At 56.9% G+C, this 11,440-nt stretch carries 5 protein-coding genes and 2 tRNA genes; 3 read left to right on the top strand and 4 right to left on the bottom strand.

The genetic code is table 11. The features are described from left to right. Positions 1-19 precede the first annotated feature (19 nt). Both APU11_RS23165 and APU11_RS23160 read left to right on the top strand, forming a co-directional pair. Positions 20-96 (top strand) — tRNA-Met (locus APU11_RS23165). Between the two features lie 33 nt (positions 97-129). Continuing rightward, positions 130-206: transfer RNA gene (locus APU11_RS23160), tRNA-Met, on the top strand. 88 nt (positions 207-294) lie between these two features. Here the strand turns inward: APU11_RS23160 and amiC are convergent. Next, complete coding sequence (amiC, locus tag APU11_RS23155; RefSeq protein WP_013098541.1) at positions 295-1,548, bottom strand: N-acetylmuramoyl-L-alanine amidase AmiC; 1,254 nt, start codon at positions 1,546-1,548, stop codon at positions 295-297. Between the two features lie 227 nt (positions 1,549-1,775). Between amiC and argA the strand changes: the two genes are divergently transcribed. Next, positions 1,776-3,107, top strand: coding sequence for an amino-acid N-acetyltransferase (gene argA / locus APU11_RS23150; protein ID WP_013098542.1), 1,332 nt, complete (start codon positions 1,776-1,778; stop codon positions 3,105-3,107). Positions 3,108-3,161: 54 nt separating this feature from the next. Here argA and recD read toward each other — a convergent pair whose 3' ends face one another. The 3 genes from recD to ptrA are packed head-to-tail and all read right to left on the bottom strand — an operon-like array spanning position 3,162 to position 11,400. Continuing rightward, positions 3,162-4,982: an exodeoxyribonuclease V subunit alpha gene (gene recD / locus APU11_RS23145; RefSeq protein WP_058650446.1), complete on the bottom strand. Its 1,821-nt coding sequence runs from the start codon at positions 4,980-4,982 to the stop codon at positions 3,162-3,164. Next, positions 4,979-8,521, bottom strand: a complete 3,543-nt coding sequence (gene recB / locus APU11_RS23140; RefSeq protein WP_058650445.1) for an exodeoxyribonuclease V subunit beta — start codon at positions 8,519-8,521, stop codon at positions 4,979-4,981. The genes recD and recB overlap by 4 nt, the downstream gene beginning before the upstream one ends. Further along, positions 8,518-11,400 (bottom strand): pitrilysin, encoded by a 2,883-nt coding sequence (gene ptrA, locus APU11_RS23135; protein WP_058650444.1) that lies wholly within the window; start codon positions 11,398-11,400, stop codon positions 8,518-8,520. Before ptrA ends, recB begins: the two co-directional genes overlap by 4 nt. Positions 11,401-11,440: the final 40 nt, after the last annotated feature.

Raw genomic sequence — 11,440 nt, 5'->3', positions numbered from 1 at the left:
AGTATAAGCAGTACGGTGACGCGGGGTGGAGCAGCCTGGTAGCTCGTCGGGCTCATAACCCGAAGGTCGTCGGTTCAAATCCGGCCCCCGCAACCAATCAAATTTGATGAAGTAAAAGCAGTACGGTGCCGCGGGGTGGAGCAGCCTGGTAGCTCGTCGGGCTCATAACCCGAAGGTCGTCGGTTCAAATCCGGCCCCCGCAACCAATACTTCTAAAAACAATAAACACCCTTAAGGGTGTTTTTTTGTATCTGTCGTTTGTGAATTTGCCGGGGGTTAACCCGGCGTTCAGCATTATCCACGTCGTGCCAGCGTCGCCCCGTCAGAGAAATACGCCCGGATCCCTGCCAGAATCGACTCAGCCACTTCCTGCTGGAATTTGGCCGTCTTGAGCTTACGCTCCTCTTCCACGTTACTGATAAACGCCGTTTCAACCAGGATAGACGGAATATCCGGTGCCTTCAGCACCGCAAACCCGGCCTGCTCGACGCTGTTTTTGTGCAGCTTATTGACCCGCCCCAGCTTGCCCAGTACCGCTTTACCAAACTTCAGGCTGTCGGTAATGGTCAGCGATTGCACCATGTCGAACATGGTATGATCGACGTAGCGGTCGCCGCTTTTGCTCACACCACCGATGAGATCCGAGGCGTTCTGCGTGTCCGCGAGGTAACGCGCCGCGGTACTGGTTGCCCCTTTGGTTGAGAGCGCAAATACTGACGATCCACTCGGCTGACGGCTGGTAAAAGCATCAGCATGGATAGAGACGAAGAGATCCGCCCGCTGCTTCTGGGCTTTTGCCACGCGGACTTTCAACGGAATAAAGACGTCTTCATTACGCGTCATGTAGGCGCGCATGTTGCCCTCTCTATCGATTAACGCCTTCAGACGGCGGGCAATCTGCAACACCACATCTTTTTCCCGCGTCCGGTATTTGCCTACCGCACCCGAGTCTTCTCCGCCGTGGCCAGGATCGAGCATGATCACAATCGGGCGATCGCGCCCTGCTTTTCCGGGCTGCGGACCACTTTGCGCAGGCGGAACCTGTTTCTCCAGATTGCCCTGGTTGTAGTCTTCCAGTAACGCCAGGAGCGGATCCTGAATGTCCGTTGCATTCGCCGGATAGAGATCCATCACCAGACGCTCTTTGAACGATGCCACAGGCGCAAGGGCGAACAGCTGTGGTTTCACGTTCTGCTTGAGTTCAAACACCATGCGCACGGTTTGCGGATCAAACTGCCCAACGCGCGCCGATTTGATAAACGGATCGTCACCGCGGATCTGCGCCGCCATCCCCTTCAGAACGGAGTTCAGGTTAACGCCTTCGAGATCCACCACCACACGCTCAGGGTTGCTCAGGGCAAATTGCTTATATTTCAGCACCCGATTGGATTCCACCGTCACGCGCGTATAGGTTGACGACGGCCAGACGCGCACCGCCACCACCTGACTTGTGGCGGCAAGACCCACCTGGCTGACGCTGAGCAGCCACATCGCCCCTGCCCCTTTTAACAAACGGCGGCGGCTTATTGCTGAATTGGATCCCGACATGCTTCTCCCGAGCAAGAAATCTGATTGACAGACAAAACATCAAAATTGACCGAAAACTTTAACGAATGACGCATAAACTGTCATCTATAAAAGGGTAAACAATCATACGTTAACGCACGGATTACTTATTAATTTCTGTGGGTCGCAGAAAATTTAGGCTTGCACATGCGGTCACAATCGAATAAAAATACAGAAATTACGAATAAACATTCATTAAGGGTTGTGCCATGGTGAAGGAACGTAGAACCGAACTGGTCCAGGGATTCCGCCATTCTGTTCCCTATATCAACGCCCATCGGGGAAAAACGTTTGTCATCATGCTCGGCGGCGAAGCCATTGAGCATGAAAACTTTTCCAGCATCGTCAATGACATTGGCCTGCTGCACAGCCTCGGCATCCGCCTGGTGGTGGTGTATGGTGCGCGTCCGCAGATCGATGCGAACCTGGCCGCACACCATCACGAGCCGATTTATCACAAGCATACCCGCGTTACAGATGCCAAAACCCTTGAGCTGGTGAAACAGGCAGCGGGTCTGCTGCAGCTTGATATCACCGCGCGTCTGTCCATGAGCCTGAACAACACGCCGCTTCAGGGGGCGCATATCAACGTCGTCAGCGGTAACTTCATCATCGCTCAGCCTCTTGGCGTGGACGACGGGGTGGACTATTGCCACAGCGGACGCATTCGTCGTATTGATGAGGAAGCCATTCATCGTCAGCTGGACAGCGGTGCCATTGTATTGATGGGGCCGGTGGCCGTTTCCGTAACCGGCGAGAGCTTTAACCTCACTTCAGAAGAGATTGCCACCCAGCTGGCGATCAAACTGAAGGCGGAGAAAATGATTGGGTTTTGCTCCTCTCAGGGCGTCGTGAACGAAGAAGGGGTGATCGTGCCAGAGCTCTTCCCGAATGAGGCCCAGGCCCGCGTGGAAGCGCTGGAAGCCGAGGGAGATTACTACTCTGGTACCGTCCGGTTCCTGCGCGGTGCTGTGAAAGCCTGCCGCAGCGGCGTGCGTCGCAGCCACCTGATCAGCTATCAGGAAGACGGTGCCCTTCTGCAGGAGCTGTTCTCCCGCGACGGTATCGGCACCCAGATTGTAATGGAGAGTGCGGAGCAGATCCGCCGCGCCACCATTAACGATATCGGCGGTATTCTGGAGTTAATTCGCCCGCTGGAGCAGCAAGGGATCCTGGTACGCCGTTCCCGCGAACAGCTGGAAATGGAGATCGATAAATTTACAATTATCCAGCGTGATAATCTGACCATCGCCTGCGCCGCGCTCTATCCGTTCCCGGAGGAGAAGATCGGCGAAATGGCCTGCGTTGCCGTCCATCCAGACTACCGCAGCTCTTCACGCGGCGAGATGCTGCTTGAGCGCGTGGCGGCTCAGGCGCGCCAGATGGGCCTGAGCAAGCTGTTCGTTTTGACCACGCGCAGTATTCACTGGTTCCAGGAGCGCGGATTTACGCCTGTGGATATTGATTTGCTGCCTGAAAGTAAAAAAGAGATGTACAACTATCAACGCCGCTCAAAGGTGCTGATGGCCGACCTGGGATAACAGATCCTTCGCCGGGTGGCGTTGCGCCGACCCGGCCTCTCTTTCTCACCTCGTTCAGAGAGACTCAAATATCGCGCTCAGGCCGCTTCGCCGTTCTGTACGGGTGGCAATCGCCTGCACCAGCACACGCTCGTCGGTATAGAGCGACAAGCGCTGACGCGCGCGGGTGATGGCTGTGTAGATGAGCTCGCGGGTAATCACGGGCGAAAGCTGGGTGGGCAGGATCAACGCCGCATGGTTGAACTCCGAGCCCTGGGACTTGTGTACCGTCATCGCCCATGCTGTTTCATGTTCAGGCAAGCGACTGGGCTGCACAGACTTCACGCTTCCGTCCGGCATCAGGAACCAGACGCGTAGACCCTGTCCACGGTCAAGCGCAATGCCAATATCGCCGTTAAACAACCCCAGCGCGCTATCGTTACGGGAGATCATCACTGGCCGACCTTCGTACCAGCGTGAATGCGGCGTGCGGGTGATTTTGCGCTTTTGCGCAAGCAGTTGCTCAAGCCTGTCGTTGAGGCCGCTGACGCCAAAAGGCCCCTCTCTCAGCGCACACAGCAGCTGATATTCGCCAAACGCGGCAATGACCTGCGCAGGCGTATGTTGCTGCTGCACGCTCGTCAGGAAGTGCTGATAGCCCAGCAGGGCATCATCCAGCATCGCCTGATACTCTTCCCCGGTTTGCAGCGATTTCTTCTCAATATCACTGAAGCTGCCGTCAAAAACGGCACTGGTCGCATGCCGATCCCCTCTGTTCACGGCCGCCGCCAGTTGGCCAATGCCGGAATCACTCCCGAACCGATAGCTTTTTTGCAGCAGACAGAGGCTGTCTCGCAGCGCCGCCGCGAGAGACTGACTTTCGGCTGCGAGCGAACATCCAGTGAGGCGGGCTAACTCCTCAGCACGTTCCGCGGTATACCCAAGACTCGCATACGTGCAGATATCGCCCAGCACGGCCCCGGCTTCCACCGAGGCAAGCTGGTCACGATCGCCCAGGAAAATTACGCGCGCGTGGGGAGGTAAGGCGTCAATCAGCCGCGACATCATCGTCAGGTCGATCATCGACGCTTCATCCACCACCAGCACGTCAAGATGCAGCGGGTTTCCGGCGTGGTAACGCAGGCGCTGGCTGCCCGGCTGTGCGCCCAGTAGCCGGTGCAGGGTGCTGGCTTCACTGGGGAAAAGCGCAAGCTGTTCCTGCGTGAGCGGCAGTTTTTGCAGCGCGCCACCTAACGACTCCGTCAGCCTGGCCGCCGCTTTGCCGGTGGGCGCCGCCAGGCGAATACGGCATTTTTGCTCACCCGACAGCTGAATCAGCGCGGCAAGCAGTTTTGCCACGGTGGTGGTTTTACCCGTGCCCGGTCCGCCCGAGATCACCGAGATCCGCCGCGTTAAGGCGACGGCCGCCGCCACTTTCTGCCAGTCTGTCGCCTCATCTGAGGTAAACAGGGCATCCAGCGTTTGCCGGAGCCGCGCTTCTTCACAGGGAAGCGGCGCGTTTGTCTCGCTGAAAAAGCGCGCTACCGTCAGTTCATTACGCCACAGCCGGTTAAGGTACAACCGGTCGCCAATAAGGATCATGGGCGTCTGGGTATCAGCTCTGCTGACAGCAGGAGAGCTTAGCAAAACGCTCTGCCAGTCTACCGACTCGCCCAGCAGGGCAAAACAGGACTGAAGAGCCGCAGGCATTTTCTCATCAATGGTCAGGCGCGAAAGCGGCAGGCAGACATGCCCTTCCCCCGCGTCGTTGCTCAGGATAGCGGCAGCCAGCATCACGGCCGGCTGCTCGCCAGCCACCATGATGGCGAACTGCACATCAAGATGGCGCAGTAAACGCTGTTCTACGGCTTCCAGCAGTAATTCCTGCATCGTCATGCCAACTCCTCCGTGCCTGCGGCAAATAAACTGTCCATTTTCTCAATCAGTGCCGCGTCCGGGCGCGTACTAAAAATACCAGACTGCGGATCGGCGGCATCCACCCCGCGCAGGAAGAGATAAATCACCCCGCCAAAATGGTCTTCGTAGCGGTAATTTGCAATGCGATGACGCAGATAGCGATGCAGCGCCAGGGTATACAGCTGGTACTGCAGATCGTAACGATGCATCTGCATGGCAGAGGCCATCGCCTGTTGGGTATAGGCTTCGCTGTTTTCACCCAACCAGTTCGATTTGTAATCCAACAGGTAGTAACGTCCTTCATGGCGGAACACCAGATCGATAAAGCCCTTCAGCATCCCCTGAACCTGACGGAAGTTAAGTGGCGGGCAACCGGCGGATAGCGGGTCGTGCTCGCGGATCAGCGCATCCAGTGCCTCGGCTCTTAGCGGGCTGGCGATGGGGAGATAAAACTCCATCTCCACCTGCTTATCTCTGGCGGTCAGCTGGCTGAGCGAAACACCCTGTGCCGTGAGCGGGGCGTGAAGGATAGCGGTGATCCATTCGCTGAGCACCGGCTGCCATTGCGCGTCGTAGCCGCCGCTTTGCAACATTTTCAGCACCCACTCCTCAGAGACAGGTTGCGTGAAATCCAGCTCTTCAAACAGGCTGTGTAAAAATGTGCCCGGTGACGCGCCGCGCGGAAATTGATGAGGGGTCAGCACCGGTTCATCCGGCACACTGCCGGTACCTGCGGCATCCACGTCAAGCTTAGGCATCAGATCCTGCGCAATGCTCTGCCCGTGCTGCTGTAAACCGGAATAGCTGGTCACGCGCCAGTCGTCTGCAACGGTTCGCGTAATCTGCCGGGCCTGCAGGTCGGTTGTCTGCTGTTCTGGCAGCTGCCAGCGACTGTTATCGGGTTGCGACGGGATATGCAGGGCAATATGTTCCCCGCACAATGTTTCGATACACTGACGCAGCCCGGCAGCATCTTTTGGCTCACCAAGCTGAATCAGTCTGCCCAGCGCGCTCAGATGAAAATCGGTCTCGCCTGCCTTTTCGCCACGGCGGCGAAATAGCGGAGCGATACCCAGACTGCAGTGCCAGACCGAGCGGGTCAGGGCCACATAGAGCAAGCGTAAATCTTCCGCCAGGCGCTCGGCCTCGGCCAGTTCTACGCTGGACTCTGCTTTGCTGAGATCGAGCACCGCGTCGAACGACTCGCGATCGTGATAAAAAGCCTGATCCTGCACCCGATAATTGGCGATAAAAGGCAGCCAGACCAGCGGATACTCCAGGCCTTTAGACTTGTGAATGGTGACGATTTGCACCAGGTGTTTATCACTCTCAAGACGCATCTGCTGGCTCGACGAGTTACTGTTCGGATCGGCAATTTGCTGCGCCAGCCAGCGCACCAGGGCATGCTCGCTCTCCAGCTGCGTGCCCGCCTCCTGCAACAGTTCGCTGATATGCAAAATATCGGTCAGACGGCGCTCGCCGCCCGCTGTGGCGAGCATATTCTCGGCAATGTGACGCTGCCTCATCAGTTCACGCAGCATCGCCATCACGCCGCGTTTTTGCCAGCGCTCGCGGTACTGCACAAACTCTTCGACCACCGCATCCCAGGCGGCTTCGTCGCAATTTAGCGCATCAATATCGCGCGCGTTCAGTCCCAGCATGCTGCTTGCCAGCGCGCTGCGAAGGGTGCTTTCCCGCTCCGGCGCCAGCACAGCCTGCAGCACCCACAGCATCTCCTGCGCTTCCAGCGTTTCAAAGACGCTATCGCGGTTAGAGAGATACACGGACGGGATGTTCAGTGACGTCAGGGCATCACGGATAAGCGCCGCCTCCTGACGGCTGCGCACCAGCACCGTAATATCGGATGCTTTTACCGGGGCTGATGTGTCCCCCTTCCAAAGCAACGCCTCACCGCGCGTACCTGCGCTGAGCCAGTCCCGGATCTGCGCGGCGCAGTGCTGAGCCATCGCATGTTGATAGTCCGTAACGCCGCACCCCTCGCCGTCCAGCAGCCAGAAATTCATGGCGGGCTGGTTCACGCCGTTGAATTCAAAGCGCAACGAAGCATTTCTGGCGGCGAACTTTACCGGCTGGAAGGGAATCTCCCTGAACATAAACGCCGAATCCATGCGGCTGAAGAGCGCATTGACGCTCTCCACCATCCCCGGCGAGGAGCGCCAGTTGGTGTCCAGGGTGTAGTGCGCCTCAACCTCGCTGCGGGCTTTCATGTAAGTGAAAATATCCGCGCCACGGAAGGCATAAATGGCCTGTTTTGGATCGCCAATGAGCAACAGTGCCGTGTTGGGCTGCTGTCGCCAGATGCGGCGGAAAATGCGGTACTGCTGGGGATCGGTATCCTGAAATTCGTCAATCATCGCCACCGGAAAGCGCGTGCGGATGGCGGCGGCAAGCGCCTCGCCATTTTCACTGCACAACGCCGCGTCCAGGCGACTTAGCATATCGTCAAAACCCAGCTCACCCCGGCGGCGTTTCTCACGCGACACCGCTTCACGGATCTCCGCCATGGCGCGGGTGATCATCAGGTCGTTAAGGGTTAATGGCTCTGCCAGCAGGGTTTCAATCTCAACAAACAGCGGGTGCTCCGGGACAATGCCATCGGCTTTGGTTCGCTCAACCAGAAAACGCCGGGAAAATTTTTCCAGCGCATCCGGGAGCTGGTAACCGCGCGTCTCTTCCTGCGCCCAGGCAGTGATCTTGTCGATCCATTTCCCCTGATTGCCACGGTTAAACTTGCGCCTGTCGATCCCGGAGTTTTCGATAATGGCGTCGATCTCGCCGACAGACTCAATCCATTTTTGCTTAACGGCAGCAATCTTTGCGACGATTTTTTCATGGCGCGAGGCCAGCGTTTCATCCGCAGGCGGTGGAGATTTAATGACCGGGGCCTCCCCCTGCAGATAGCGCTCAATGGCGCGCAGAAGCTCCTCAGGGCCTTTCCACAACGCATGTACCGCTTCGGCGATGTCCCGCTGTAACGGATAGCAGTGGCGACGCCAGAAATCAGCACAGGCCTGGTAGCGAAGCTCAGACTCATCTTCAATAAGCTGCAGTTCAAACAGCATGCCGGATTCAAACGCATTCAGGCTCAGCATGCGCTGGCAAAAACCGTGGATGGTGAAGACAGAGGCCTCGTCCATTTGCCGTTCAGCCAGAAGCAGCCACTGTGCGGCCTGCTGTTTATCGGCAATCTCTTCCAGCAGGCTCGCGTAGAGTGGGTTATCCGTGCTTTCGCGCAGACAGGCGATACGCAGTTCATGAATATTGGCACGGATACGGCCGCGCAGCTCAGCGGTGGCGGCCTCGGTGAAGGTCACCACCAGCAGCTCCTCCACGCTTAACGGACGCGGAAAAGCGGCCTGGCCGCCAAGCCCCAGCAACAGACGCAGATAAAGCGCGGCAATGGTGAAGGTTTTTCCCGTTCCCGCTGAGGCTTCAATCAATCGTTCACCCTGCAGAGGTAAACGTAAGGGATCAAGGGACTCAGCGGTGTCGGTCATTCTTTCTTACTCCAGGGCATAGATTGCTGCAGGGCGCTGACGCTCTTCCAGATTTTCCAGCCTTTCGGGTTAACGTAATCCGTTTTCCCGTTCTGGCTACCAGAAACCTGAGACAGAATGGCTATTCCCTGCGGTTTAACCACCGCCTGATGGAAGAAGTCGGCAACCTTCTGAGGCGTCAGCTGTTTTATCTCGGCCACTACTTTATCACGCGAATCAAATTTCAGATTACCGCGATCGAAATCTTTGCTCAGCTGGGATGCTTCTTCACCCAGCGTCTGAGGCGGCTGCATCACCTGCGCAATGACGGCCTGCTGGATTTGGGCAAACTCATCCGGCTTCATGGCTCGCAGTTTAGCTTCCGCTTGCGGGAAGAAAGCCTGGTAACGCTGCCAGAGATAAGCGGGCTGTTTATCGCTGCTCTGCAGCAGGAAACCCAGCCCCCACTGGCGGCCAACGTTCATGGAGAAGGCAAAGACCGCGTAGCCAAGCTGCTCTTCAGTGCGCAGCTGATTGTAGAACCACGGCTGTATAATTTGTCCCAGAACGGCACTCTGCGCAGAGCTGGCAAATTCATCATAGCCCGCAGGAACAAACACGGCGGCCAGCGCGGAATCCGTGCTGTTACCTGCTTTTTCAAAAATCACATTCTGTTTTTTCTCAACCAGCACGTCCTGGTTACGGCACCACTCGTCGCCTTTTGAACCGAGCTGCTGATGTACGTTCTCTGCCAGCGTTTTGGCCTGGTCCTCGCTCATGTTGCCGACGATAAGAAACTCCGGACGCGTGTTAGTTTTCAGCGCGTCGCGGTAGGCCAGCACCTCTTTTAATGTGATGGATGGCAGCAGCGCCCGGCGATCTTCACGCTGGAAATAAGGGATTTGCGACAGCATCTGCGCCGGCATAATCGCCTGATCGTACGCCTTGCCTTTCTCAGCGGAATCCATCATCTGCGCATACCAGGACTTCGCCTGCTCAAACTGCTCTTCCGTTGGCGTGTAGCTGAAATAGCCCTCCAGCAACGCCTGGAACAGCTGAGGCAGACGCTGGGTATAGCCGTTTGCATTGACCATCAGTCCGTTATTGGCATTGGTAGAGAAGCTGATCCCACCCACCGCGGCCTGGTTGCTGAGCTGGTCAAGCGCGATACCGGCCAGATAGTCATTGAGCGCAAACATCACCTGATTTTTGGCGCTATCCATCGCTTTCGGGTTGCGAAGAACAACGCTGACATCGGCTTTTGGCTCGCTGGCGAAGTAGTGGCTTGGGGTGTACACCACGCGCAACGTCGGCTCATCAACAATAAGCTGCGGGTGTGGGTACGCTTTCGCGGTTTTAATCAGGGAGAAATCATCCGGGATGTAGGGATTCAGTTCCGGCAGCTTCAACGCGATCTCGCTGGCCTTTTTCTGCCAGTTTGCGAACGTTTGCTCACTGATTTTATCCACCTGGTAAGGGGCATCCACGAAATAGGCCGTTTTGTTATGCGGCTCGTTCGGGCTGATGTACCAGATACGGGCATTCTGTGGGGTCATCATTGCCAGGCGCGCTTTTATCGCCTCAGCGTCATACTGGTCGGCAATGTTGACCGCGTCCAGGGTATGTTCAACCGGCACGCGGATCATGGTATCCGCCAGCCACTCAACATAGTCCATGTCGCGGGTAATGGACGGATAGCGGAAATCGAGATCCAGCACGTGTGCCAGTTCGTCAAAGTAGCGTTTATCGACGCCTTTATCGCGCAGTAACGAGAGATAGCTGAAGATAGCCGCGACCACCTCATCACGGTGCGCCAGCCCTTTGTCGGTCAGAGTGGCGGAAATCGCCAGCACACCGCTGTTGCCGTTAACCACTGGATCGGAGTCAGCACGGATCCCTTCCACCAGCCCCTGCTTTTGCAGCCAGTCAGAAAGCGTTCCCGGGCTGCGGTTACCAATAAGATAGGTGACCAGTTCATCCGTTTTACTGCGGAACTGTGCGGTGTTGTTATCAATGCGGAACTCAACGCGTAACACCTTGCGCGGCAGTGCGGGCACGTAGTGGATCACGATCCCTTTCTGCGCGTCGGTGACAACCGGTACGTTTATCTGCGGCAGGTCGATGTTTTTATTTGGTACCCGTCCAAAGGTCTGCGCCGCCATGGCAGCCAGTTCTGGCAACGGTTTATTGCTGTAGATAACCGCTTTCATCAGGTTTGCGGAGTAGTATTTGTCGCGAAACGCGTGCAGCGCATCAAGCACCGGGCTGTTTGGTTTGTCACTCAGCGTCTCGAGGTTCCCCCCGGAAAAACGGGCTCCAGGGTGCGCCGGGTTGATGGTTTCGGCGCTCACCTGCGCCATGCGCATACCGTCTCGCGTGCGGGCCAGGGTCAATTCAGCATTGACGGCATTACGTTCACGGTCAGCGTATTTTTTATCCAGCAGCGGTGCGGCAATGGCATCGGCGAGACGATCCACCGCCCCTTCCAGCGCATCATTTTCGACTTCCAGATAAAACGCCGTCCGATACGGTGCCGTACTGGCGTTGTGGCTGCCGCCATGCATTTTCAGAAATTCGGAGAGGCTATCCGGCTGGGGGTATTTTTTGGACCCCATCAGCGTCATATGTTCCAGATAGTGCGCAAGACCCGGGTGCGCTTCGGGATCTTCCAGCGACCCAACCGGTACCACGAGCGCCGAGAGGGATTTCACCGCCTGCGGATCGGAAACCAGCAGCACGGTCATCCCGTTATCAAGGCGGACAGCCTGATACTGACGGGTATCTTTTTCGCTTTTACGGATAGTTTCCTGGACGGGTTGCCAACCGGAGTCTGCCTGAGTGACGGGAGCCCAAAGGGCGACAAACAAAACAAACGCTTTGAACAAGGTGCTGCCTGGCATTAACGACCTCTTTATCACGGCTACATCATTAACAAACTTC

Source organism: Enterobacter sp. 50793107, assembly GCF_001463365.1.
Lineage (GTDB): Bacteria > Pseudomonadota > Gammaproteobacteria > Enterobacterales > Enterobacteriaceae > Enterobacter > Enterobacter cloacae.
This window is presented reverse-complemented; position numbering and strand designations above follow the sequence as displayed.

Excerpts from the sequence above, each read along its gene's own strand:
- amiC (WP_013098541.1), bottom strand. The coding sequence starts at position 1,548 with ATGTCGGGATCCAATTCAGCAATAAGCCGCCGCCGTTTGTTAAAAGGG.
- argA (WP_013098542.1), top strand. The coding sequence starts at position 1,776 with ATGGTGAAGGAACGTAGAACCGAACTGGTCCAGGGATTCCGCCATTCT.
- recD (WP_058650446.1), bottom strand. The coding sequence starts at position 4,982 with ATGACGATGCAGGAATTACTGCTGGAAGCCGTAGAACAGCGTTTACTG.
- recB (WP_058650445.1), bottom strand. The coding sequence starts at position 8,521 with ATGACCGACACCGCTGAGTCCCTTGATCCCTTACGTTTACCTCTGCAG.
- ptrA (WP_058650444.1), bottom strand. The coding sequence starts at position 11,400 with ATGCCAGGCAGCACCTTGTTCAAAGCGTTTGTTTTGTTTGTCGCCCTT.